Origin of the sequence: Devosia sp. ZW T5_3 (genome assembly GCF_044987315.1) — a bacterium.
In the GTDB taxonomy this organism is placed as follows: domain Bacteria; phylum Pseudomonadota; class Alphaproteobacteria; order Rhizobiales; family Devosiaceae; genus Devosia.
Genome location: NZ_JBJDRE010000002.1, coordinates 322021 through 347360 on the forward strand (window position 1 = coordinate 322021; position 25340 = coordinate 347360).

At 61.5% G+C, this 25340-nt stretch carries 21 protein-coding genes; 13 read left to right on the top strand and 8 right to left on the bottom strand.

Annotated features, from left to right (window positions below; genetic code table 11):
* Positions 1–150 precede the first annotated feature (150 nt).
* A complete protein-coding gene (locus tag ACI3KW_RS04030; RefSeq protein ID WP_404847020.1) occupies positions 151–630 on the top strand; it encodes a peroxiredoxin in 480 nt (159 codons plus the stop codon).
* Positions 631–705: 75 nt separating this feature from the next.
* The gene (locus tag ACI3KW_RS04035) at positions 706–1848 is read left to right on the top strand and encodes a M23 family metallopeptidase (protein ID WP_404847021.1); all 1143 of its coding nucleotides are present in this window, start codon (positions 706–708) and stop codon (positions 1846–1848) included.
* Between the two features lie 18 nt (positions 1849–1866).
* On the opposite strand, the gene prfB is transcribed toward ACI3KW_RS04035, so the two are convergent.
* From prfB to ACI3KW_RS04055, 4 genes are all read right to left on the bottom strand, one after another.
* A protein-coding gene (prfB, locus tag ACI3KW_RS04040; RefSeq protein ID WP_404847022.1) for a peptide chain release factor 2 occupies positions 1867–2992 on the bottom strand; the annotation gives its coding sequence in 2 pieces (ribosomal slippage) (positions 1867–2922 and positions 2924–2992; 1125 coding nt in all).
* A 69-nt stretch (positions 2993–3061) separates the two neighbouring features.
* On the bottom strand, positions 3062–3559 hold the full coding sequence (locus ACI3KW_RS04045) for a peptide deformylase (RefSeq protein ID WP_404847023.1): 498 nt from the start codon (positions 3557–3559) through the stop codon (positions 3062–3064).
* The gene (locus tag ACI3KW_RS04050; RefSeq protein WP_404847024.1) at positions 3560–6013 is read right to left on the bottom strand and encodes a penicillin-binding protein 1A; all 2454 of its coding nucleotides are present in this window, start codon (positions 6011–6013) and stop codon (positions 3560–3562) included.
* A 190-nt stretch (positions 6014–6203) separates the two neighbouring features.
* Positions 6204–7445, bottom strand: a complete 1242-nt coding sequence (locus ACI3KW_RS04055) for an N-acetylmuramoyl-L-alanine amidase (protein WP_404847025.1) — start codon at positions 7443–7445, stop codon at positions 6204–6206.
* 605 nt (positions 7446–8050) lie between these two features.
* Here ACI3KW_RS04055 and ACI3KW_RS04060 point away from each other — a divergent pair.
* The 3 genes from ACI3KW_RS04060 to ACI3KW_RS04070 all read left to right on the top strand — a co-directional run bounded on the left by ACI3KW_RS04060 (position 8051) and on the right by ACI3KW_RS04070 (position 11923).
* Positions 8051–10732 (top strand): ribonuclease E/G, encoded by a 2682-nt coding sequence (locus tag ACI3KW_RS04060; RefSeq protein ID WP_404847026.1) that lies wholly within the window; start codon positions 8051–8053, stop codon positions 10730–10732.
* Between the two features lie 66 nt (positions 10733–10798).
* A complete protein-coding gene (locus ACI3KW_RS04065; RefSeq protein ID WP_404847027.1) occupies positions 10799–11482 on the top strand; it encodes a helix-turn-helix transcriptional regulator in 684 nt (227 codons plus the stop codon).
* Positions 11483–11548: 66 nt separating this feature from the next.
* The gene (locus ACI3KW_RS04070; protein WP_404847028.1) at positions 11549–11923 is read left to right on the top strand and encodes a VOC family protein; all 375 of its coding nucleotides are present in this window, start codon (positions 11549–11551) and stop codon (positions 11921–11923) included.
* Here ACI3KW_RS04070 and ACI3KW_RS04075 read toward each other — a convergent pair whose 3' ends face one another.
* Complete coding sequence (locus ACI3KW_RS04075) at positions 11924–13069, bottom strand: pyridoxal phosphate-dependent aminotransferase (protein ID WP_404847029.1); 1146 nt, start codon at positions 13067–13069, stop codon at positions 11924–11926.
* Positions 13070–13220: 151 nt separating this feature from the next.
* Between ACI3KW_RS04075 and ACI3KW_RS04080 the strand changes: the two genes are divergently transcribed.
* The 6 genes from ACI3KW_RS04080 to ACI3KW_RS04105 all read left to right on the top strand — a co-directional run bounded on the left by ACI3KW_RS04080 (position 13221) and on the right by ACI3KW_RS04105 (position 17944).
* Complete coding sequence (locus tag ACI3KW_RS04080) at positions 13221–14075, top strand: DsbA family protein (protein ID WP_404847030.1); 855 nt, start codon at positions 13221–13223, stop codon at positions 14073–14075.
* A gap of 94 nt (positions 14076–14169) precedes the next feature.
* Positions 14170–14607, top strand: coding sequence for a type II 3-dehydroquinate dehydratase (aroQ, locus tag ACI3KW_RS04085; RefSeq protein WP_113120276.1), 438 nt, complete (start codon positions 14170–14172; stop codon positions 14605–14607).
* Between the two features lie 35 nt (positions 14608–14642).
* Positions 14643–15131 (top strand): acetyl-CoA carboxylase biotin carboxyl carrier protein, encoded by a 489-nt coding sequence (gene accB, locus ACI3KW_RS04090; RefSeq protein ID WP_113120275.1) that lies wholly within the window; start codon positions 14643–14645, stop codon positions 15129–15131.
* Positions 15132–15143: 12 nt separating this feature from the next.
* On the top strand, positions 15144–16490 hold the full coding sequence (gene accC / locus ACI3KW_RS04095) for an acetyl-CoA carboxylase biotin carboxylase subunit (RefSeq protein WP_113120274.1): 1347 nt from the start codon (positions 15144–15146) through the stop codon (positions 16488–16490).
* A gap of 42 nt (positions 16491–16532) precedes the next feature.
* Complete coding sequence (gene aat / locus ACI3KW_RS04100; RefSeq protein WP_404847031.1) at positions 16533–17168, top strand: leucyl/phenylalanyl-tRNA--protein transferase; 636 nt, start codon at positions 16533–16535, stop codon at positions 17166–17168.
* Positions 17147–17944, top strand: coding sequence for an APH(3') family aminoglycoside O-phosphotransferase (locus ACI3KW_RS04105; RefSeq protein WP_404847032.1), 798 nt, complete (start codon positions 17147–17149; stop codon positions 17942–17944). The genes aat and ACI3KW_RS04105 overlap by 22 nt, the downstream gene beginning before the upstream one ends.
* Before the next feature lie 22 nt (positions 17945–17966).
* Here the strand turns inward: ACI3KW_RS04105 and ACI3KW_RS04110 are convergent, their stop codons facing one another.
* The 3 genes from ACI3KW_RS04110 to ACI3KW_RS04120 all read right to left on the bottom strand — a co-directional run bounded on the left by ACI3KW_RS04110 (position 17967) and on the right by ACI3KW_RS04120 (position 19384).
* Positions 17967–18464, bottom strand: a complete 498-nt coding sequence (locus ACI3KW_RS04110; RefSeq protein ID WP_404847033.1) for a GyrI-like domain-containing protein — start codon at positions 18462–18464, stop codon at positions 17967–17969.
* A 91-nt stretch (positions 18465–18555) separates the two neighbouring features.
* Positions 18556–18966, bottom strand: coding sequence for a DUF2155 domain-containing protein (locus tag ACI3KW_RS04115; protein ID WP_390888783.1), 411 nt, complete (start codon positions 18964–18966; stop codon positions 18556–18558).
* Positions 18967–19000: 34 nt separating this feature from the next.
* Complete coding sequence (locus ACI3KW_RS04120; RefSeq protein WP_262172066.1) at positions 19001–19384, bottom strand: NADH:ubiquinone oxidoreductase subunit NDUFA12; 384 nt, start codon at positions 19382–19384, stop codon at positions 19001–19003.
* A gap of 651 nt (positions 19385–20035) precedes the next feature.
* On the opposite strand from ACI3KW_RS04120, the gene ACI3KW_RS04125 reads away from it, so the two are divergent.
* Together ACI3KW_RS04125 and ACI3KW_RS04130 are read left to right on the top strand one after the other, a co-directional pair.
* Entirely contained in the window at positions 20036–23749 is a 3714-nt protein-coding gene (locus ACI3KW_RS04125; RefSeq protein ID WP_404847034.1) for a vitamin B12-dependent ribonucleotide reductase, read from the top strand.
* Between the two features lie 142 nt (positions 23750–23891).
* A complete protein-coding gene (locus tag ACI3KW_RS04130; RefSeq protein WP_404847035.1) occupies positions 23892–24998 on the top strand; it encodes a hypothetical protein in 1107 nt (368 codons plus the stop codon).
* The last annotated feature ends 342 nt before the right edge of the window (positions 24999–25340 follow it).

The window sequence follows — 25340 nt, forward strand, 5'->3', positions numbered from 1 at the left end:
TCACTTGCTTCCAGATCGAAACTCGGCCGGTATCTGCTGGCACCCCTGAGAATCAACCGCAGAATGCGGTCTAGTGCCTGATGATACCGGCTGTAATATGGCGCCGACACCTCCAATAGCATCCAGCCCGAAAAGCCAGGACCTATCGCGATGACCGAACTGCAAGAGGGCGACCTCGCACCAACTTTCACTTTGCCGCTGGATGATGGCTCGACCTTTGATCTGGCGAGCCACCGCGGCAAGCCTGTTGTGCTCTATTTCTATCCAGAGGACGACTCGGGCGGGTGCGTCAACGAAAACCAGGAATTTTCGGCGCTCTCCCCCGAATTCGCCAAGCGTGGAGCGGTTTTAGCCGGCATTTCGCCCGACGACCTGGCGAGCCACGCCAAGTTCCGGGCCAAATACGGGCTGACAGTTCCGCTGGTCGCTGATCCAGAACACAAGGCTATCGAGCCGTTTGGCCTGTGGAAGCTCAAAAAACTCTATGGCCGCGAATTCATGGGGCTGATCCGCACCTCGTTCATTATCGGCGCCGATGGCAAGGTGGCCCGGATCATTCGGGCCACCCGTATTGCCGGTCATGCGCAGAAAATGCTCGACGCGCTGGATGCCCATCTGGCCGCGAAATAGCGCGGCTTTTGCCTTTATTAACCATGCATAGCCATACTTTGCTCACCATGTTGTTGGTGTCGCGAGGTATGTTGCGTGCGTTATTCAGCCAGTTTTGGCGGTCCAGCTCCCGCGCCAGTTCCTGTGCGCCAGGGCATCCGCCCGGCCCTGTTTTACGGCATGTTCGCCGCCCTGCTCTGTGCCAATGCCCTGACCGCCACCGCATTCCTGTTTTCAAACGACATCGCCAAGCTGTGGAATCGCCAGAACGACCAGGTCGTGGCCGCCTATGAGGACCGCATCGCGCAATTGCGCGTCGAGGTGGATCGGCTGCATTCGCGCAGCTATGCCCAGGCGGGCGACATCAACCTGCAATTGCAGGAATTGTCCCAGCAGCAGGAAGTGCTGATCGAGCAGCACCAACTGGTCAAGGTGCTGGTCGACAAGGCCGGACAATTGGGCATCGATAGCGCCGCCCTGCCCTCGGCATCAGGCGCTCCGGCCATCGCGCCTTTGGCAATGAACAGCGGCAATGCCGAGATCGACGCGACTGCCAGTGCGATTACCCAGATGATGGGCGAAACCCAGTTTGCCATGACCTCGATTGCTGAAACGGCAACGGAGCGCACCCGCAATATCGTGACGGAGCTGTCGGGGCTGGGCATTCGCGTCACCCTGCCCGAGGATGATCTGGATGGCGTTGGCGGCCCGCTGCTGGCGGCTGTGGATGGCGCCGAAGCCTCGCCCATGATCGACGATGCCAATGCGGTGATGGCGGCGCTGGTGCGGTACAAGGCGGCACGCGACAGCATCGACACCGCCCCCATTCACATGCCGATATCCGGCAATTTCCGGCAGAGTTCGGGCTTCGGCAATCGCACCGACCCGTTCACCGGCCGCCGGGCATTTCATTCCGGGATGGATTTTGCGGCCACGACCGGCACTACTGTGCTCAGCGCTGGCGCAGGCGTGGTCAGTTTTGTCGGCGTCAAATCGGGTTATGGCAATGTGGTGGAAGTCACCCATGCCAATGGCCTGATCAGCCGCTACGGGCATTTGTCGGGGTTTCTGAGCGAAGTCGGGCAGCGGGTGAATACCGGCACCCCGATTGCCAGGGTCGGCTCGACCGGCCGCTCAACGGGCCCGCACCTGCATTTCGAGGTGCGGAAGGACGACGTCGCCATCAACCCCAAGAACTTCCTCGAGGCCGGAAAGCGCCTGACGGCCTTGCTGGGCTAGGCCGTCAGGCTGTTTCGGTTATTCGGCTTCCGCCACGTCCGTTGCGACACCGACGCGCTGCGCCAATGCGGCTTCCATGAACTCGTCGAGGTCGCCATCCAGCACGACTGAGGGCTGGCCGCTTTCAACCCCGGTCCGCATGTCCTTGACCATCTGGTAGGGCTGCAGCACATAGGAGCGGATCTGGTGGCCCCAGCCGATATCGGTTTTGCTGGCCGCCTGGGCGTTGGCCGCCTCTTCGCGCTTCTGCAACTCGGCCTCATAGAGACGCGATTTCAGCATGGCCATGGCCGTCGCACGGTTCTTGTGCTGGCTGCGCTCCTGCTGGCAGGCCACGATAATGCCCGAGGGCACGTGCGTGATGCGGATGGCCGAGTCGGTGGTGTTGACGTGCTGCCCACCGGCGCCGGAGGCGCGATAGGTGTCGATCTTGAGGTCGGACTCGCGGATTTCGATGTCGATTGAATCATCGACCACCGGATAGACCCAGCAGCTCGAAAAGCTGGTATGCCGCCGCGCGGCCGAGTCATAGGGGCTGATACGCACCAGGCGATGCACGCCGCTCTCGGTCTTGAGCCAGCCATAGGCATTGTGGCCCTTGACCAGAATGGTCGCGGATTTGATGCCGGCTTCTTCGCCGTCATGCATTTCCATGACCTCGACCTTCATCTTCCGGCGTTCGGCCCAGCGGGTATACATGCGCAGCAGCATGTTGGCCCAATCCTGGCTTTCGGTGCCGCCGGCGCCCGAATGGATTTCGACATAGCAGTCATTGGCGTCGACTTCGCCCGATAGCAGCGTCTCGATCTGGCGACGGCGCGCCGTCTGCTTGAGCTCGATCAGCGCGTCTTCGGCATCCTTGACGATCGCGGCGTCGCCTTCGGCTTCGCCCATTTCGATCAGCTCGGTATTGTCGCGGATACCGGCCTCAAGCTCGCGCACCGCCTTGACGGCCACGTCGAGTTCGTCGCGCTCGCGCATGGCGGCACGGGCCTTTTCCGGATCGTTCCAGAAATCGGGAGATTCGGTTTGCGCGTTCAGCGCGTCGAGACGGACTTCTGCAGTATCCCAGTCAAAGATGCCTCCTCAGCAGGGTCAGAACCTGCTCGATTTCGGCGACGGTCTTTTCGATTTCCGTACGCATGGTCTATTCCTTCAAAACTGGCGCCCCGTGTAGCGGAGTGCGGGTTGAGGATCAACCTTTCGGCGGCAATTATGCCCGCCGGCTCTTGTCGAACTTGCGCAAAGCCGCGTCGCGCTTCAGCCGCGATACGCGGCTCAAAAAGAAGATGCCGTTGACCTGCTCGATCTCGTGCAACGCAACTCGCGCCACAAAGCCTTCGAGCCGCTCACGCTGCCGGATACCATCAGCATCATCATAGGCGATTTCGGCCCAGACCGGCCGCTGCACGGCCACTTCAATGCCCGGCATGGATACCGATCCCTCCGGCCCACTCGCTGTTTCCTCAGCGACCGCCACGATCTCGGGGTTGTACAACAGCCGATAATCGCGCTGCGCCGGATCGCTTGCCATGGACATGACGACCAGCGGTTCATTCTCGCCGAGATGGGCCGCCGCCAGCCCATAGGCCTGCGCCTCCCTGGCCGCCGCTAGCAGCCGGTCCCCTGCTTCCAGCATGGCCTCATCCACCGGACGCGGTGTGGCCGCCCGGCTCAATGCGGGATGCGGATAGACGACGAAATCGGGCACTTAGAACAGGCCGCCGCGACCGGCATCGGCACTTGGCTGGGCCATATAGCCATTGCCATATTGCTGCTGCATCTCCTGCTGGCGCTGGATGGCGTCGGCCGCATTGACGCCCAGGCCGATCACCGAGGTCGCGAGGTTCGGCCCGGTACCGGGCTTGAAGGATTCTTCGATGCCACCTTCGCCATTATAGGCCTGCACGCCCGAATTAGGATTGATCCAGGCTGTCGTCATGCCGGGAGGCACGTTGAACGGGGTGGCGGGCGTGCCGGCCAGCGCCTTCTGCATGAACTCGGTAAAGATCGGCGTGGCGAACGTGCCGCCCGTCACCGAAGAGCCCATGGAGCGCGGCTGGTCATATCCGACATAGACACCAACGGCGAGTTCAGGCGTAAAGCCGACGAACCATGCATCCTTGTAGTCATTGGTCGTGCCGGTCTTGCCGGCGACGGGGCGGTTGAGCACCTTGGCGGCGGTGCCGGTGCCGCGCTGCACCACACCCTCCATCATCGAGGTGATCTGGTAGGCCGTCATCGGATCGAGCACCTGCTCGCGATTGTCGATGATGCGCGGCTCGCCCTGCCCGTTCCAAGCTTCCGCCTGGCAGCCCTCGCAAGTGCGCTGGTCGTGGCGATAGACCGTCACACCATAGCGATCCTGGATGCGGTCGATCAGCGTCGGCACGATCTTGCGTCCGCCATTGGCGATGGTCGCATAGGCGGCCGTCATCCGCATATCGGTGGTTTCACCGGCGCCGAGGGCCATGGCGAGCACCGGCTGCATACTGTCATAGACGCCAAACATCTTGGCATATTCGGCCACCAGCGGCATGCCGATATCCTTGGCCAGCCGCACCGTCATGACGTTGCGACTGCGCTCGATGCCGCGCCGCAAGGTTTGCGGACCATAAAATTGCTGCGCGTAGTTTTCCGGCCGCCAGATCGAGCCATCCGAGTTGCGGATTTCCACCGGCGCGTCGAGCACCACGGAGGCCGGCGTATAGCCATTGTCGAGCGCGGCGGCATAGACGATCGGCTTGAACGAGGAGCCGGGCTGGCGCAGCGCCTGCGTGGCGCGATTGAATTCGGATTCGGCGAAGGAGAAGCCGCCCACCATGGCCAGCACGCGTCCCGTGCGCGGATCCATGGCCACCAACGCGCCTTCGATCTCGGGCACCTGCTCCAGCGTATAAATGCCGGCTTTGCCGACTATGGGCGAGACATAGACCACATCCCCCACTTTGAGAATGCTCGATAGGGGCTTGGAAACCCACTTGATTTCAGGGCCGGACAGCGTGCCCTCCACCCGATCGTCGGCAATCGCGCCATCGACCGTTGAATCCGGCCGCAAGCCGATCCGCGCCTCGTTGCCGTTCATTTCCAGAACCACCGCCAGCTGCCATTCCGGCACATCGCTGAGCGGCTTGACCTTGGCGACAGCAAGGCCCCAATCCTCGCCGATCTCGATACTGGCGACCGGTTCGCGGAATCCCCGGCCGTGATCATAGGCAATCAGCCCATCCATCAGGGCCCGGCGCGCATAGCCCTGCAGCTTGGGGTCGAGCGTCGTGCGCACCGAAAGCCCGCCGCCATAGAGCTGGTCTTCGCCGTAAAGCTTGGCCAGTTCGCGCCGCACTTCCTCGGTGAAATACTCCGCCGCATAGAGCTGGCTGCCACCGGCGCGCGGCACGACATTGAGTGGCTCTTCCTTGGCAAGGGCCGCTTCTTCCGGCGTTGCATAGCCATTTTCGACCATGCGATCGATCACCCAATTGCGGCGCTCGATAGCGGCCTGCGGGCGGCGGAAGGGATGGTAATTGTTCGGCCCCTTGGGGAGCGCGGCAATATAGGCGGCTTCGGCCAGATCGAGCTGGTACAGCGCCTTGTCGAAATAATTCAGCGCCGCCGCCGCAACGCCATAGGAATTGAGGCCGAGGAATATCTCGTTGAGATAGAGCTCGAGGATACGATCCTTGGAAAAGGTCGACTCGATGCGGATGGCCAGCAGGGCTTCCTGGATTTTGCGATCCCAGGTCTGCTCGGAGGTCAGCAGGAAATTCTTGGCCACCTGTTGCGTGATCGACGAACCGCCCCCCTGGATCGAGGAATTGCCATCCATCCGCGCCATGAGATTGTCGCGCACGGCACGGAACACGCCATCCACGGCAATGCCGCCATGGCGATAAAAGTCCTTGTCTTCAGCCGACAGGAACGCGTTGATCACCAGCGGCGGCACGGTTTCGATGGGCTGGAACAGCCGCCGTTCGCGGGCAAATTCGGCCAGCAATGTGCCATCGGCGGCGTGCACGCGCGTCGTTACGGGCGGCTGGTAATCCTTGAGGACGGTATAGTCGGGCAGTTCGGCCGAGACAGTCGTCAGGTAGACGGCACCACCGGCAACAGCGGCCAGTGCGAGAAACATACCAAAGCCAAAGAACCAGCCGAGCAAACGCAGCATATAGATAGTCTCTCCACGGGGCCCTGCCCGATCAATGGCAGCATGCCCGCATAGCGTCGCCGACGCGGCGCTGATAGCACCCGTCGTTTCTGTTTGGAATCATACCAGAAGCCGCGCGGAATGTGCATCACAAGCCCGCACTTATCGGCAGGTCACTGCCGTTGAGCGCCGCCGTGACGGATTTATCACATCACTCGTCGGTCTTGAGGCTATCGAAATAAGTCGAGATGCCCCGCGCCAGCGCATTGGCGGTGCGTTCCTGCCAGTCGCTCTGCATCAGATTGGCCATGTCCGTGGCGTTGGACAGAAAGCCCAGCTCGATCAGCACCGAGGGCACGTCGGGCGCCTGCAGCACGAAAAAATCGGCCTGGCGCACCGGGAAACGGCGCAGTTCCACACTGGGCTCGAGCTGATGCACGATGGACTGGGCGGCCATGTAGGATTGCTTGCGCATTTCGCGCCGCATCAGGTCGATCAGGATATCGACCACTTCCGGCGCCATTTGCGGCATGGTGAAGCCGGCGATCACGTCGGTCTTGTTCTCATTGTCCGCCAGCACCTTGTCGAGCACATCCGTGGCATTTTCGTCCCGCGTATAGACGCTGGCGCCACGGATTTCCGGCTGCTGGAAGCTGTCGGCATGCAGCGAAATGAACAGGTCGGCCTTGTTGCGGCGGGCCAGCGCCACCCGTTCCTCAAGCCGCAGGAACGTGTCGTCCTCGCGCGTCAAGGCCACGTCCACGCGCCCCGACTCAACGAGCAATTGCTGCAGCTTGAGTGCAAAGGCGAGGACGATATCCTTCTCCTTGATGCCATTGGCCGCCTCGGCACCGCTATCGATGCCGCCATGGCCGGGATCGATGACCACCAGCGGGCGCGTCGCGATCGGCAATTCAGAGCCACCTGCCGGCGTGGATTGCGCCGGGGCCGCGGCAATATCGGTGGAGGCCGCCTTGTCCTTGGTGACGTTTGCGGCAAATTCCTCGGGTGTCGCCGGAATAATATCCACCACCAGCCGCGCCGGCTGATCCTCGAACGCGTCCAGCACATAAGCCTGCTGCACCTGCGCCGGCTGGGCCAACGTCAAAATCGTGCGAACCCGGTCCGGCGCCGCTTGCTCGATCTCGTAGCCCGAGACAATCCCCTCGCCCGCCGGCTGGCCGGTCGGTTCGGGCACCGAAAACGTGGCGGCTCGCACATCGATGGCCAATCGGTTCGGCCCATCCAGCGATACCAGCGCAAATTCAGTCTTGGCCGCCAGGTCGACGATCAGCCGCGCGCGTTCCGGCGTGTCGGACACCCGCACGTCCATCACATTGGGCAGCGCCGGCAGCGGCGTCGTGTCCTGGGCCCGGGCCGCGACCGAAAGCACGGCGAAAGCCAGCACCAGAGCGGTCACCGGCCATTTGATGGAGCGGAGAAATTTGAACAAGACTGGAACTGCCCCTATGTCACGGCTGCCGCAATGCCAGAAAGTTCGGGCGATTCTGCGGCGCCAAGGCTCTTATGCGATGATTTGCCCGGAGGGCCAATAAAGCCTGTTTGAAAAGTCGGGCACAGGCGCTTTTTGACTTTCCTGTTGCCAATCTGTTGCAACCCCCCTACACGCTATAGATGAGGCGCAAGCTTCCTGCGGCACCAGTTCGCGTTGGCTAGAGGCTGACGACATTGGCACAGGAGGTGGGCCGGCAACGGGGCGAAGAGACTTCCCGAAAGCCGGTTCAGAAGCGGCAAATCCTGCGCTTCTCGACAAATTTCGGTCCGTTCGGACCGGACGGCTGCTGGCATTTTTAGATGCGAGCAGCCCAATAGGAAGAGGTCAGATGGCCCGCAGGCGGACAAAACGCGACGCGATCGATGTAAACGATTGCCGTTTTGCTACGCTGCATCTCTCGGCCATGACCATTTATGCCGGCGCACCCAACACCTCCGTTTCGCGCGCCACTACCTTCAAACCATTCGCCTCGCACAGCGCCATGAGAAGGATGCCGGCTTCCCGGCGGCCTCTTGTCGGCGCGCGAGCGCGCGGAGTTTATTATGGCTACCAAGAGAATGCTGGTGGATGCCATCCACCCGGAAGAAACACGGATTGTCGTTACATCGGGTAACAGGCTCGAGGAATTCGACTTTGAATCGGCGACCCGCCGCCAGTTGCGGGGGAATATCTACCTCGCCAAGGTAACGCGCGTTGAGCCTTCGCTGCAGGCCGCGTTCATCGAATATGGCGGCAATCGCCACGGTTTCCTCGCCTTCAGCGAAATCCATCCCGACTATTACCAGATCCCCGTTGCCGACCGCGAAGCCCTGCTGCGCGAAGAGCACGAGGAAGACGATCACCATGACGAGGCAGCCGACGAGAATATCTCGCTGCCTGAAGGCGTGACCGAGCCGGACGCTGAAACCGATACCCAGGACATGGAAGGCGCCAGCCATATCGAGCAGGCACCGGCCAATACCGAACCGGTCGAATCGATCGGCGGAGCGGACGCGCTTGAAGAACTGCCCGAGCGTCGCCGCTCGCAGAACAATCGCCGTCACTACAAGATCCAGGAAGTGATCAAGCGCCGCCAGGTGATGCTGGTGCAGGTGGTCAAGGAAGAGCGCGGCAATAAGGGCGCGGCTCTGACGACCTATCTGTCGCTCGCCGGCCGCTATTCGGTGCTGATGCCCAATACCGCCCGTGGCGGCGGCATTTCCCGCAAGATCACCAACGCTGCCGACCGCAAGCGCCTCAAGGAGATCACCAGCGATCTCGAGGTACCGCAGGGCATGGGCGTCATCCTGCGCACGGCCGGTGCTTCGCGCACCAAGGCCGAGGTCAAGCGCGATTTCGAATATCTGATGCGGCTATGGGAAAGCGTGCGCGAACTGACCCTCAAGAGCCAGGCCCCCTGCCTGGTCTATGAGGAAGGCTCGCTGATCAAGCGCACCATTCGCGACCTCTACAACAAGGACATCGATGAAGTGTTCGTGGCAGGCGATGACGCCTATCGCGAGGCCAAGGACTTCATGCGCATGATCATGCCGAGCCACGCCAAAAACGTGCAGCTCTACAAGGAAGATCAGCCGCTGTTCTCCAAATATGGCATCGAAGCCCAGCTCGATTCCATGTTCTCCCCCACGGTGACCCTGCCCTCTGGCGGCTATATCGTGATCAATCCGACCGAGGCCCTGGTCTCGATCGACGTGAACTCGGGCCGCTCCACCAAGGAGCACAATATCGAGGACACCGCGCTCCAGACCAATCTGGAAGCGGCCGACGAAGTTGCGCGCCAGTTGCGGCTGCGCGATCTGGCCGGCCTCATCGTCATCGACTTCATCGACATGATGGAGAACCGGAGCAATCGGGCGGTCGAACGCAAGCTCAAGGATTGCCTGAAGGACGATCGCGCCCGCATCCAGGTTGGCCGCATCAGCCATTTCGGCCTGATGGAAATGAGCCGCCAGCGTATCCGCTTCGGCGTGGTCGAAAGCTCCACCCATAAGTGCCCGATCTGCGATGGCACGGGTCTGGTGCGGTCCACCGAGTCGCTGGCGCTGATGATCATGCGTCATATCGAAGATCATGTGCTGCGCCGCCAGGGCCAGTCGATCAATGTGCGCGTTCCGATCGAAGTCGCGCTCTATATCCTCAATTTCAAGCGCGACACGCTGACGGCGCTGGAAATCCGCAACACGCTGTCGATCACCATCACGGCCGACGGCAAGATGACCGGCCACCAGTTCGCCATCGAAAAAGGCGAGGCCCGGGTCTCCGCCTATGCCGATCAGCGCGCCACCGAGCATGTCCGCGTCGATAGCGCCGTCATCGATGACAGCGCCGATGACGATATCGTCGAGGAAGAAGACGAAGAACAGGCCGAAGAGGCACCAGCCGAGGCCGGCGAGCGCCAGGCTGCCGAGAACGGCGAAGGCCGCCGTCGCCGTCGTCGCCGCCGTCGTGGTGGCGAGCGTGGTGATGAAGGCGGTCAGCGTCCGCCTCAGCAGCGTGCCGCCCAGCAGCCCGCTATCGAGGCCGATGCCGAAGATAGCGATGATGAAGGTGAAGAGGGCGAAGAGAATACCGCTTCCGCATCCTCCGATGCCCGCGCCGATGACGAGCCGCGCAAGCGCCGCCGTCGCGGTCGCCGTGGTGGCCGCCGCAATCGTCGCGAGGGCGAGGAAGGCATTGAGGGCAGCGAGGCTTCGCCCGCGGCTGCCGGCGATGCCGAACCGGTCGAAGCAACCAGTGAGACTGCGGCCGAGGCAGCACCTGCTCCCGAAGCTGCATCCGAGTCAGTCGCTGTAGAGGCAGAGCCTGCGGCCGACGCGCCGGCCGAGAAGCCGAAGCGGACGCGTCGGACCCGCAAGACCGCCGAAGTGCCTGCCGAAATGGCCGTGGCGGAAGTCACCCCTGTTGAAGCGGCACCGGAAGAAACGCCGGCAAGCGACGAGAAGCCCAAGCGGAAGCCCCGCACCCGCAAGCCCAAGGCTGAGGCGGCAGACGCTGCACCGGCCGAAGCCGCGCCAGTCGCGAGCGTGGCCCAAGCCGCGCCCGCTGCGGCCGAGCCGGTCGCTGCGCCTGAGGCCGAAGCGCCCAAGCCGCGCCGCGCCAAGAAGGAATTGCCGGCGGAAGGCATTGTTGTCTCCTCCAGTACCCCTAAGGCCGAGAGCGACACGCCTGAAGAGCCGGAAAAGAAGAAGGTCGGCTGGTGGCAGCGCCGGCTTGGTCTCGGCTAGGCCACTTCAACAATAATTTCAGAAAGGCGGCACCTGTGCCGCCTTTCGTCCTTTTGGACCACTGACATGTCCCGCGCCGCCCGTCTTCTCGATCTGCTGCAAGCCCTGCGCAACCGCTCGACGCCGGTCAGCGGGCAGGATCTGGCCGCCGAACTCGGCATTTCGATCCGCACGCTCTATCGCGACATCGCCACCCTCCAGGGCCAGGGCGCCGATATCCAAGGCGAGCCAGGCCTGGGCTACGTGCTGCGCCCCGGCTTCACCCTGCCCCCGCTGATGTTCAGCGCTGATGAAATCGAGGCCCTGGTGCTCGGCTCCCGCTGGGTCGCCGCCCGCTCGTCGGATAGCCGCCTCAGCAGTTCCGCCCAACAGGCGCTGAGCAAGATCACTTCGGTCCTGCCCGCCGACCTGCGCGATCGCGTCGAGGCCACCACTCTGCTGGTGCCGCAGGGCGCCAATGCCGACAGCATCGACGCCGCCGAAATCCGCCTGGCTATCCGCGACGAGCGCAAGATCACCATCGGCTATCGCAGCCTCGACGAGGCGGTTTCCCGCCGCACGATCTGGCCTTTCCTGATCGGCTTTTTCGAGGAGGCTCGCATCGTCGCCGGCTGGTGCGAATTACGGCAGGACTATCGCCATTTCCGTGTCGACCGGATCGAAACCGTCGAACGATTGGCCGAGCGCTATCCCAAGCGCCGGGCCGTCATGCTGCGCGAATGGCGCGCCCTCTACACCAGGAAAAGCTGAACGCCACTGCCGGAAACTGACAGTCCCGGCGCCTAGAGTGACCTCCATTAGAACAAGGAGGTCGCCATGACCACGTTGAATTACATCCTGCTCGCCGTCGCCGATCCGCTCAAGAGCGAAACATTCTATTCGCGCCTGCTCGACATCCAGCCGGTCGAGAAGGCCCCCACCTTCGTCCTCTATGTCCTCCCCAACGGCATCAAGCTGGGGCTGTGGATCAAGGACGAAATGGAGCCCAAGCCCCTGCCCGCCGGGGGCGTCGAAGTGACGTTCACCGAACCCGACAGGGCTGCCGTCAGCGCCACCTACGAGACCTGGAAGCAGCGCGGCGCCACGATCGTGCAGGAGCCGTCCGACAAGGATTTCGGCTTCACCTTCGCCGCCAAGGACCCCGACGGCTATATCCTACGCGTCTTCGCCCGGGCCGAGAACCCGCGCTAACTACCGCAAAACCTTAGCCATGCGGTCAAGCGCCAGCTCGATAGACTCGCGCTTGCCCGCATAGGATAGCCGCACGAAATGGGCGCCATCTGTTCGGTCGAAGTCGATGCCGGGCGTGATGGCGACCCCGGCGTCTTCCAGCATCGATTCACAAAACACCATGGAGTCGTTGGAAAACCTGCCAATTCCGGCATAGGCGTAAAAGGCGCCATCCGACGGGCTGCCGATCTCAAAGCCCAGACTATGCAGCCCTTCGTCCAGCAGTGCGCGGTTGACCGCATAGCCCGCCTTTTGCTGCTCCGAATAGTCGCGCTCGCCCAAGGCTGCCGTGGCCGCGATCTGGCTGAGGGTCGGCGCCGAGATAAACAGGTTTTGCTGCAGAATTTCCGCCCGGCGGATCAGCTCATCGGGCAGCACCATCCAGCCGATGCGCCAGCCGGTCATGCAGTAATATTTCGAAAAACTGTTGATGATGATGGCGTCGCGCGTCAGCTCGAGCGCGCTGACCGAAGGACCGCGATAATCCAGCCCATGGTAGATTTCATCGGATATCAGCCGCACGCCAAGCCGTTTGCAGGTCGCCACGATATCGGCCAACCCGGCCCGGTCGACCGCCGCGCCCGTGGGGTTGGCGGGACTGGCAAACAGCAGCCCCTCAAACGGCTCACGCGCATGTGCCGCCGCGATATCCGCACCCGTCAGGCGCCAGCCATTGCCCGCATGCAGCGGGATTTCCGCAATGCCGAACCCCAGCCCCAGCAGAGTATTCACATAGGCCGGATAGCCGGGCCGCGTGATAGCAATGCGGGCGCCCGGCCGGAATGCGGTATGAAACGCCAGGATGAACCCAGCCGACGACCCCATGGTGCAGACAATCGAATCGGGATCGACCGAAACGCTGTGCTGCGCCGCATAATAGGCCGTCAGCCCCTCACGCAGCTCGCCAAGCCCCTTGGCATTGGTATAGCCATGCGCATCAGGCAGCACGCGGCGCACCGCCTCGATCACCTTTGGCGCTGGCGGCGCGCCGGGCTCGCCCACTTCGAGGTGGCACACAGTGCGCCCGGATGCCTCGATAGCCTTGGCGCGCTTGAGTATTTCCATGGCGTGGAAGGGCATCAGGCCATCAATGGGTGCGTCGGTCATGGCAGGCTCCAGTGTTTCATCCGGCCTAGCCCGAACAGCGTTGCGCCTCAACAACAATTGATGATGAGACGCACCGCCTGTTCATCCCTGGCTGCTATTGTGGGCAAACCTCTGCTAGAAGGCAGGAAACCAACTAGCCGGAGCCTGCTCTATGTCGCGCGTCACCCTTGCTCTCGTCGCCCTGGTGGGCATTCTGGCTGGGGCGCTCGGCTATTCAGTTGTCAACAAGCCCGCGCCGCAGACGACCGATACGGTCGCAGTGCGGGCCATTGTCGATGAAGCTCTCGCAGCGCGCGACGCGGCCGAAAAGCCCCAGGCCGTCGCCGCCATCGATCCGGCCCAGCTCAATCCGCTGATCGAGCAATATCTGCTGAGCGACCCCAAAATCCTGCAGCGCATGTCGGTGGCCCTCGATAGTACGCTCCAGGCCGAGCAGCGGGAGCAGTCGACCTCCGCCATCGCCACGATGCGCGACAAGATTTTCAACGACCCCGACCAGGTGGTGCTGGGCAATCCCAAGGGCGATGTGACGCTGGTCGAGTTCTTCGACTACAATTGCGGCTATTGCCGCAGCGCCCTGCCCGATCTGGCGACTCTGCTGGCCGAAGACCCCAATCTGCGCGTCGTGCTCAAGGAATTCCCCATCCTCTCCAACGAATCGATTGATGCCGCCCGCGTGGCCGTGCTGGTCGGCAAGGCCGATGTTGATTACTGGAGCTTCCACGAAGCCCTGTTCTCCGCGCGTGGCCAGGTGGACAAGGGCGCCGCCCTCACCGCCGCGAGCGAACTGGGCCTGAGCCCCGTTACCCTTGAGATGCAGATGGGCGAGCCCCGCGTTTCCCAGGCGATCCAAACCTCTTACGAGATCGCCAAGGCCCTCAACATCACCGGCACCCCCACCTACATCATCGGCAACGAGATCATTCCGGGCGCGATCGGGATTGATGAATTGCGCTCGCGGATCGCCAATATGCGCGAATGTGGCGAGGCACAGTGCCAAGGGTGATCACGCTGGATATTGCGCGCCTTTTGCCTTTTCGGTGCATTTCGTGTAACCGGCCTTGCGTCGGCCGGAATGGCCGGTGCACAAGGCAAAAATAATGGCAAAGCGCGTTCTCGTCCTCAACGGCCCGAACCTCAATCTGCTCGGCATGCGCGAGCCCGATATCTATGGGCACACCACGCTCAGCGATATCGATGCTCTTTGCCACACTGCGGCGGACGAACTGGGCCTTGCGGTCGATTTCCGCCAGTCCAATCACGAGGGCGAACTGGTCACCTGGATTCAGGAAGCCCGTGGCACTGCCGACGCGATCCTGATCAATCCGGCCGCCTATTCGCATACCTCTGTCGCCATTCATGATGCGCTCAAGGCGGTCGGCCTGCCGGTCGCCGAGGTGCATCTGTCAAACATCCATCAGCGTGAGCCGTTCCGGCACCACTCCTATGTCTCGGCCGTCGCCTATGGCGTCATTTGCGGCTTTGGGGCGGCGGGGTATAGACTGGCGCTCCACGCTTTGGCCGAAAAACTCAAATAACGCTTCGACGCGGGAAACGCGGGAGAGATAGAAGAATGACAAAGTCATCGCAGGTGGATCAGGATCTGATCCGGTCTATTGCCGAACTGCTCAACAAAGAAAACCTGGCCGAGATCGAGATCGAGCAGGAGGACTTCCGGGTCCGCGTCACCCGCTCCTACGCCAATGAAGGCGTGACCTATGCGGCTCCGCCGATGCAGTACATGCCCCAGCAGGCCGCCCCGACCTCGATCGCCCCGGCCGGCTCGGTTCCCGCTGCCGTGCCCGCCGTCGAGGACCTCGCGTCCAATCCCGGCACCCTGACCTCGCCCATGGTCGGCACCGCCTATCGCTCGCCCGAGCCCGGCAAGCCGCCCTTCGCCGATGTCGGCACCAAGGTCTCCGAAGGTCAGACCGTTCTCATCATCGAGGCGATGAAGACCATGAACCAGATTCCGGCGCACCGTTCGGGCACCATTACCCGGATGCTGGTCGATGATGCCCAGCCCGTCGAATATGGCGAGCCGCTCGTCGTCATCGAGTAAGGGGGAACTTCCATGTTCCAGAAGGTCCTCATCGCCAATCGCGGCGAGATTGCTCTGCGCATCCTGCGCGCCTGCAAGGAGCTCGGCATCCAGACCGTCGCGGTGCACTCCACCGCTGACGCGAACGCGATGCATGTGCGCCTGGCCGACGAAAGCGTCTGCATTGGTCCGCCATCCGCCAAGGATAGCTATCTCAATATCCCGGCCATCATGGCCGCCTGCGAGATTACCGGCGCCGATGCCGTCCATCCTGGCTATGGCTTCCTCTCCGAGAATGCCCGCTTCGCCAAGATCCTGACCGAGCACAACGTCACCTTTATCGGCCCGTCTGCCCATCACATCGAGATCATGGGCGACAAGATCACGGCCAAAAAGACCGCCGTAGAGCTTGGCATTCCCGTCGTTCCGGGTTCTGCCGGCGCGGTGGAAAGCGACGAAGAGGCGATCAAGACCGCCAAGGAAATCGGCTATCCAGTGCTGATCAAGGCAACTGCCGGTGGCGGTGGCCGTGGCATGAAGGTCGCCAAGACCGAGAAAGACGTTCTCGAAGCCTGGTCGACCGCGCGCACCGAGGCCAAGGCCGCTTTCGGCAACGATTCCGTCTATATGGAAAAGTATCTCGGCAAGCCGCGCCATATCGAGGTGCAGGTGCTGGGCGATGGCCAGGGCAATGCCGTCCATCTGGGCGTGCGTGACTGCTCGCTGCAGCGCCGTCACCAGAAGGTCTGGGAAGAGGCCGGTGGCCCTACCATCCTGCCCGAGGAACGCGACAAGATCGGCGAAATCTGCGCCGCTGCGATGCGCAAGCTCTCCTATTCGGGCGCTGGCACGATCGAATTCCTCTACGAGAATGGCGAGTTCTATTTCATCGAAATGAACACCCGCCTGCAGGTGGAGCACCCGGTCACCGAGCGCATCACCGGCATCGACATCGTCTATGAGCAGATCCGCGTTGCCTCGGGTGAAAAGCTCTCGATGACGCAGGACGCCGTGCAGTTCTATGGCCACGCCATCGAAGTGCGCATCAATGCCGAAGACCCGCAGACCTTTGCACCCTCACCCGGCACGATCACCTTCTACCACCCCGCCGGTGGCGTCGGTGTGCGCGTCGATTCGGCGGTCTATCAGGGCTACAAGATTCCGCCCTATTATGACTCGCTGATCGGCAAACTGATCGTTTACGGTCGCACCCGCGAAGAATGCCTGCAGCGCCTGCGTCGCGCCGTGGACGAATTCGTGGTCGATGGCGTCAAGACCACCCTGCCCCTGTTCCAGAGGCTGATCAAAGAACCCGACATCATCGCGGGCAATTACGACATCCACTGGCTTGAAAAATACCTGGCCGAGAACAAAGTCTGACGGAGGGGCGCTGCGGCGCCCTTTCTTTTGCAAGGATCGAGCATGTCGCGGCCCAATCCCTTCGATGTCGAGATCACCCCGGAATTGATCGTGCGCGCCTATCGCGCCGGTATTTTCCCCATGGCCGAGGATGCCGAGGACGAAGACCTGTTCTGGGTCAGCCCCGAATATCGCGGTGTCATTCCGCTCGACGGCTTTCAGCTCAGCACCAGTCTGCGCAAGGCGATCCGCAAGAGTTCCTTTGTCATCCGCGTCGACACCGACTTCCCCGCCGTGATCGAAGGCTGTGCGACCGTCGGCAAGGACCGCAGTTCCACCTGGATCAATGCGACCATCCGAGGTGTCTATGGCGAACTGTTCCGCCGCGGCATCGCCCATACGGTAGAGGTCTGGGACGGCCCCAACCTGGTCGGCGGGCTCTATGGCCTCGCCATCGGCGGCGCCTTCTTCGGGGAGTCCATGTTCCACCGCGCCACCAATGCCAGCAAGATGGCCATGGCCCATCTGGTGGAACGCCTGAACGCCGGCGGCTTCGTGCTGCTCGACACCCAGTTTGTTACGGACCATCTGGCTTCGCTCGGCGGCATCGAAATCCCTCGCGCCGAATATGAAGAGCAATTGGCGGCGGCATTGCAACTCGAGGGCGACTGGTCGGCATGGGACCGCCGCGACCAATGATCCCCGAAAACCTTCCGCCTTCCTGGCGTGCCAAATATGCCGACGCGATTTGGCAACGCCAGACAATCGGTGAATCCATCGCCTCGGTCTATCGGCTGACGCCGGCCGGCGGCGCTCCCTTATTCGTCAAGAGCGAGCAACACGCGCCCTTGGCCGAGCTGCCGGGTGAGATCGCCCGCCTCGACTGGATGGCGCAGCACGGCGTTCCCTGCCCCCGCATCATCGACGTTGCCGATCATGCCGACGCCCATTGGCTATTGATGTCCGCCGTCCCCGGCCATGACCTGGCTTCCGGTGACCTGCCCCCGGACCGGCTCATTCACCTCTATGTCGAGGCCTTGCAGCCGCTGCACGCCCTCAACATTGCCGATTGTCCGTTTGACCAGCGGATCGAAGCCCAATTGTCCCGCGCTGCCGTCCGTGTCGCGGCAGGCTTGGTCGATGAAGACGATTTCGATGATGATCGCACCGGCTGGACCGCCATCCAGGTTCTCGACGCCGCAAGGCAGACTGCCCCCGCCAGCGAAGACCTGGTGGTCTGCCACGGCGACGCCTGCCTGCCCAATCTGCTCGCGGACAATGGCCATTTCACTGGCTTCATCGATTGCGGCCGTTTGGGGATAGCCGACCGCTATCAGGATCTGGCACTGGCCTATCGCAGCCTAGCCTACAATCTCGATGCTAGCTGGGCCGATGCCTTCCTCGCCGCCTATGGCATCGCCAAGCCCGACCGCGAACGCATGGCCTATTTCCGGATGCTGGACGAGTTGTTTTGAACGCTCGTCCAGCTCAGCGCCCCTATCCCTTCACCTTGAATGCCAGCCGCGTCTGCCATTTTTCAGGGTCAGGCTCTTCACTCGGGTCAGTCTCGTAAATCTCGAGCCGGCAGGCGAAATAGTCATCCTCGCCTTCAGTCTTCATATCCAGCTCGGTCTGGGTAAGCCGAACCCAGCCGATCAGCATGGCATTTGCGCCCATCAGCCCGTCATAATGGCCGAACCAATCAAGCGTTACGAACTTGCCGGCGGGCAGCATGCCGGTTTGGACGCGCCCTTCGCCCTCTACTAACCTGGCAATGGGAACACCGGCCTCGACATCGAGCGTCTTGCTCATATTGATCCGCCGGTAATTGTAGAATGGCGCCCCTACCGGCTCGATGCCGCGCTGGCCCAGCCAGCTGAAAAGGGCGGGAAAGCCCTCGTCAGCCGGCTGCTTCATCTGATCCATCCGCACGGTGAACGTGATGAAGGCATAGGCCTGCGCCGGGCGCTCGACGATCTCTGGCAATGTAAGCATGGGTCATTCCTCCTGTTGAGCGGCCGAAATCGCCCCTCGCCACTATGACGTGCGAGAGTAGCCGTTTTCGACAGGGGAGGCAGAAAAGTGGCTAACCGCGCGCGTCGGGCGGCGGTACATCCGAGCTGGTCTTGCACTCGATCAGCCACACATCATAAACCGCGTGGTCCACCGCATTGAGCGCCGGACTATCGGCGAACATCCATCCGGTAAAGATTCGCTTGGAAGTGCCCGTCAAGCTTCGCTGATCCACTTCCAGAAACGCCGATATGCGCTGCGTTTCGGTCGATGGTCGGTCGTAACAGGCGCGCGGCGTGATCTCGAGGGCGCCGAACAGCACGGTTTCCCCGATATAGACGTCGAATTGGGTGATGCGGCCCGTGATCTTGTCCAGCCCGGCAAAGGTGGCCACCGGATTGGCAATCGGCTGTGCCGTGGCCGGGCCGGCAAAAGCCAAAAGCGCCAATGCCGCAACAGGCATCAGCGCTTTAACAGATGTCAAAACAACTGCGGTCAGGCGCAAATCGCCGGCTTTCTCACTCAGGCGACCAAGCGTCGTAGTCGCCGGTCACGCGCGGGCGTTCGCCCTTGTTCAGCATGCTGCCATCGGGCCGATAGGCCGCGGCGGTGCCGGTCAGGTTCGGCTCATGCGGCTTTTCCCAGGAGCGGGCCACATAATTAGCCTCTGTCGGCACGACATCGGTGCGGAAATGCATCCAGCCATGCCAGCCGGGTGGAATCGCCGAGGCATCGGCCGGACCAGCATAGGTCACGTAGCGCCGGTTCGCCTTCTTGTCCTGATAGTACTTGTTGCCCAGTTCGTCTGTGCCGACGAGGTCGCCGTAGCGCCAGATCCACAGGCGCGTTCCCCAGGTCTGGCCATGCCACCACCGGAAGATTTCGAGCAGGAAGTCCTTCATGCCGCTAACCAAGTTCATGCCGCGAACGGCGTTGCAATCTGGTGCGGGTGTACCACGCACCTCGGGTTGCGCCTAGCCCTTGTGGCGCCATCAACAGCTTGTGCGCATCCACAACGCCAACCCGCCCCGGAATAATGAACTTGACTCAAATTGTGACGCGATTCGCGCCATTGCCGGGCATGGTTAATTGCACCGATTGAGGCGTCATTGCGGCATCTGAAGTGCCAGATTTTACGCCGCTTTAGCGGACTGTTCTGGTCTTTCGCCAGAGGGTTTCCGGGAGGGTAAAAATAGTCACTGTAGCACCCCTCAATGGTCCAAAATGCCTTGCAGATTTTCCCCGCAATCCACATATTACACCCACTAGAGCTAGTTCCCGCCCAGCGCCCCACCACTACAATTAGTTTTTCTGTCGTTGACGCTGGGTTTGAATCGGCAGAGTGTTTTCGACGGGCCGCAGCGTTCCAGTTGCGGACAAGTCCCGGAGGCGAGTGGCGGCAACAAGACCGTCACCAAATCCAGGCACGGGGCAAGTTTCGGCAGTCCGGGCACCGGGCGCCGGGTTGGTAGCGTCAAAACAGATTTGAATGAGAAGCCGGGGTTCGGCTCGCGGGCACCTATGTGCCTGCTACATTGGGGATTACGACGACAATGCGCATTGAACGCCGCTTTACGACAGCTGATCAGGACCGTTACGGGTCGCTCGAATTCCGCTCGGCGACGAGCGAGATTCGCAATCCCGATGGCTCGGTCGTGTTCAAGCTCGAAGACATCGCGATCCCCTCCACCTGGAGCCAGGTCGCGGCCGACATCATCGCCCAGAAATATTTCCGCAAGGCCGGTGTCGCCAAGGTTCTCAAGAAGGTCGAGGAGAACTCCGTTCCCTCCTGGCTGTGGCGCTCCGTCCCCGACGAAGCTGCGCTCGCCAAGCTGCCGGAAGCCGAGCGCTATGGCTCGGAAATGGATTCCCGCCAGGTCTTTGATCGCCTGGCCGGCACCTGGACCTATTGGGGCTGGAAGGGCGGCTATTTCGACTCCGAGGAAGACGCCCGCACATTCTTTGACGAGCTCTGCTACATGCTCGCCTCCCAGCGCGTTGCGCCGAATTCCCCGCAATGGTTCAACACCGGCCTGCACTGGGCCTACGGCATCGACGGCCCCGGCCAGGGCCACTTCTATGTCGACCCCTTCACCCACAAGCTGGTGCAGTCTAAGAGCTCTTACGAGCACCCGCAGCCCCATGCCTGCTTCATCCAGTCGGTCAATGACGACCTGGTCAATGAAAACGGCATCATGGACCTCTGGGTCCGCGAGGCGCGCTTGTTCAAATATGGTTCGGGCACCGGCACCAATTTCTCGGCCCTGCGCGGCTCGGGCGAAAAGCTCTCGGGCGGCGGCAAGTCCTCCGGCCTGATGAGCTTCCTCAAGATCGGCGACCGCGCTGCCGGCGCCATCAAGTCGGGCGGCACCACCCGTCGCGCCGCCAAGATGGTGGTGATCGATATCGATCACCCCGATATCGAGGAATATATCAACTGGAAGGTCAAGGAAGAGCAGAAGGTTGCCGCTCTCGTGACCGGCTCCAAGGTCGTCTCCAAGCACCTCAAGGCGATCATGAAGGCCGCCGTGAATTGCGACGGCACGGGCGACGATTGCTTTGACGTCGCCAAGAACCCGGCCCTCAAGCGCGAAGTGCGCGCGGCCAAAAAGGCGTTGGTGCCGGAGAATTACATCTACCGCGTCATCCAGTTCGCCAAGCAGGGCTATACCGATCTCGAATTCCCCATCTATGACACCGATTGGGATAGCGAAGCCTATCTGACCGTGTCCGGCCAGAACTCGAACAATTCCGTCCGCGTCACCGACGATTTCCTCAGGGCTGTCGAGAATGACAGTGATTGGAACCTGACCGCCCGCCAGTCCGGCAAGGTGGTCAAGACCCTCAAGGCGCGTGATCTGTGGGAACAGGTCGGCTACGCCGCCTGGGCTTCGGCCGATCCCGGCATTCAGTATCACACCACCATCAACGAGTGGCACACCTCCCCCGCAGCCGGTCCGATCAATGCATCGAACCCCTGCTCGGAATATATGTTCCTCGACGATACGGCGTGTAACCTCGCCTCGGTGAACCTGCTGCCCTATCGCAACCAGGACGGCACCTTCAACACCGCCGCCTACGAGCATACCGTGCGCCTCTGGACCATTGTCCTCGAAGTCTCGGTGATGATGGCCCAGTTCCCGAGCCGCGCCATTGCCGAGCGCTCCTACGAATACCGCACGCTGGGTATCGGCTACGCCAATATCGGTGGCCTCCTGATGACCTCGGGCATTCCCTATGACTCCGCTGAAGGCCGCGCCATTGCTGGTGCCGTCACCGCCATCATGACCGGCGTTTCCTATGCCACCTCGGCCGAAATGGCCAAGGAACTCGGCCCCTTCAAGGATTACAAGCGCAACGCCAAGCATATGCTGCGCGTCATCCGCAACCATCGCAACGCCGCCTATGGCAATGCGAGCGGCTATGAAGAGCTCTCGATCAACCCCGTCCCGCTCGACCACGGCTCGCTCATCGACGCGAACCTGAGCGAACGCGCCAAGATCGCCTGGGACAATGCCCTGGCGCTCGGCGAGCAGCATGGCTATCGCAATGCCCAGGTTTCGGTGATCGCCCCGACCGGCACGATCGGTCTGGTCATGGATTGCGACACCACCGGCATCGAGCCCGACTTCGCCCTGGTCAAGTTTAAGAAGCTCGCCGGCGGCGGTTACTTCAAGATCATCAACCGCGCCGTGCCCCCGGCCCTGCGCACCCTCGGCTATTCGGAAGCCCAGATTGCGGAGATGGAGGCCTATGCGGTCGGCCATGGCAATCTGAACCAGGCCCCCGGCGTCAATCCCACCACGCTGCGCGCCAAGGGCTTTACCGACGACAAGATTGCCGCGCTCAACGCCGCAACCGCCTCGGCCTTCGACATCAAGTTCATCTTCAACCAGTGGACCCTGGGTGCCGATTTCCTCAAGTCGCTGGGCGTCACCAATGAGCAGATGAACGATTTCAGCTTCGAGTTGCTGCCATTCCTGGGTTTCTCCAAGAAAGACATCGAAGCCGCCAATATCCATGTCTGCGGTGCCATGACGCTGGAAGGCGCGCCCTTCCTCAAGGACGAGCACCTGCCGGTGTTCGATTGTGCCACCCCCTGCGGCAAGATCGGCAAGCGGTACCTTTCGGTCGAGAGCCACATCCTGATGATGGCTGCCGCCCAGCCCTTCATCTCGGGCGCCATCTCCAAGACCATCAACATGCCAAATGACGCCACCGTCGAAGACGCCAAGGAAAGCTACATGCTGTCCTGGCGCCTGGCGCTCAAGGCCAATGCGCTCTATCGCGATGGCTCCAAGCTCTCCCAGCCGCTCAATTCGTCCGTGCTCGCCGCGGCCGATGACGAGGACGACGAGGACACCGCCGAAGAGCTGGTCTCGATGAACGCCGCCGCCCGTGCCCCGGCCATTGCCGAACGCATTGTCGAGCGGATCATCGAGCGCGAAGTCGAAGTCCGCAATCGCGAGAAAATGCCCGATCGCCGCAAGGGCTATACCCAGAAAGCCGTCGTGGGTGGCCACAAGGTCTATCTGCGCACCGGCGAATATGACGATGGGCGCCTGGGCGAGATCTTCATCGACATGCACAAGGAAGGCGCTGCCTTCCGTGCCATGATGAACAATTTCGCCATCTCCATCTCGCTGGGCCTGCAATATGGCGTGCCGCTGGACGAGTTCGTGGAGGCTTTCACCTTCACCCGCTTCGAGCCTGCCGGCATGGTCATGGGCAATGACCGGATCAAGAACGCCACGTCGATCCTCGACTACGTGTTCCGCGAACTGGCCGTGTCCTATCTCGACCGGAACGACCTCGCCCATGTCAATCCGGACAGCCCGACCTCGCTCGGCAAGGGCGTTGCCGAAGACCAGGGTGCGCGCCTTGCCGCGCCCGCCCCGACTCCGGTGCCCGCCGAGCGCTTTGTCTCCCGCGGCATGACCCGCGGCAAGGTGGCCAATAAGAGCTTGATGATCGTCTCCGGCGATCACCAGTACAATCCGGTCCAGGCCATGCAGACCTCGACCGTGACTGCCCTGCGCTCGGCCACCGCCCTCAAGATCGACCCGACCCCGACGGCCCTCAACGCCGCCGAACTGGAGCCCATCCCCTCCCCGCCGCCCTCAGCCGACAAACACCAGCTCCGCGCCGAAGCCCAGATGAAGGGCTATACCGGCGACCAGTGCAGCAATTGCAACTCCATGCGAATGAAAGTCAGCGGCCACTGCATGGTGTGTGAGGATTGCGGGACCACGACTGGGTGCTCGTGATCGAGTAGTCGGCTGCTGTCATCGTGGCTGCCGCTATTGCGTAATAGTGGCCGCAAGCAAGCGGTGGCGGTTTCGCATCGATATGAACGCGCTACCTCAATCGTAAGACTGAGGTAGCGCGTTGTTTTCGGGGTGATTTGGGATGACGGTGCCAGTCAATGTGTACTTGGACAACTCTGATTTAAGCATCCTATTCAAGGCCAAGGACGACCGAGCGAAAGCGCTACGAGCGGAACTGTTTGACCTCAAGGATGCGGGGCGAGCTATCTATTCGTTTTCGTTCTGGCACATCGTTGAGTTCATACAAAAACCTGCGCCGGGGTACGAAAAGGAGCATCGCGCTAAGGCCGTTTTTCTCTCTGACCTTTGCGACGAGAACGCTCTACCTCACTACTTAGATTTGCTCGACGACGCTCCGCCTTCTATCGGCCGGGCGATTTGGTTGCCGCAACGTACCATCGATCAGATTTCGATTGACTTGTTGTCCTCGTTTCGACGCGCAGTAGATCGCCGCGAGGGATTAAATCGCCAACAGCGACGAACCCTGAAATCCAACGCAATCTCAAAGCGTGCATTCTCAAACGCCCATAACCTGGAGCGCTTTTCCGCAGGCCTCCCGATTACGGAAAAGTTCAAAAACGAGCAGAGCCTAACGAAATTTGTTCGAGGCGAAATAGATAAGAAGGAATTCGGGCGCCGTCTCGCTGAATTGTTCTGCTCTCCGCCCATTTTCTACGACGAATGGTATAGCGACACGAAAACGGCGGGTATCCTCGGCGACATGTCCGCTGGCCTAGGACAAAGATTATTTGACGCATTGACCCAGGGCTCTGCGGCACTTCGTAAGATCACTGAGTTGCGCAAAGAGATGCTGACAACAAAGAAAACTTACTACGATCAAAAACGACGCCTAGACCCGCAACTTGGAGCGTTGGTCAAATTCGACGAGGGTGTGTTCCGCAACATACCGAAGGCCGACCCGGAGGAGATGCTAAAAGCTATAATAGTGGACGAGCGGCTGTCCTACTTAAGGCATTACTTCGCACAGGCCATTCTTCACCAACATTTCAAACCAAACGACATCGGGGACTTGCTGCACCTCTTCTACACGCAGGACGTCGACCTAATGCGGTGTGATAGAACAATGTACGCGCTGATGAGGAATTGCCCTCAATTACCAACAGAACGATTCGTCTCATTGCTTGATGACCTCCCTTTCCGAATAAGAACAGAGTTCGAAGCTCGATAGACCGCGGGATTTACCGAGCTCTGTTACACCAACATAGATCGCGCCATGCTTGCGATTGGCCATGATGTAGACGAGGTCTTGCCCTGTGCCGAACAGCATGAACCAGCTCGTCCTTCAACACTCTCGATGTCATTCCGGCGAAGGCCGGAATCCTGAGATGGCTGTTCCTACGATGGGCGCGGAAAATCTCGGGATGGATTCCACCTCCGCCAGAGTGACATTCAGCGGACAACACCATCCAACGAAAAACTTATCCCCGCCCCTCAACCCCCATGCCATTATCCTCTCATTCCCGCCAGTTACGCGGTCCCGACGCAGGGCCGGGTGGGGAGACCGTGGGAT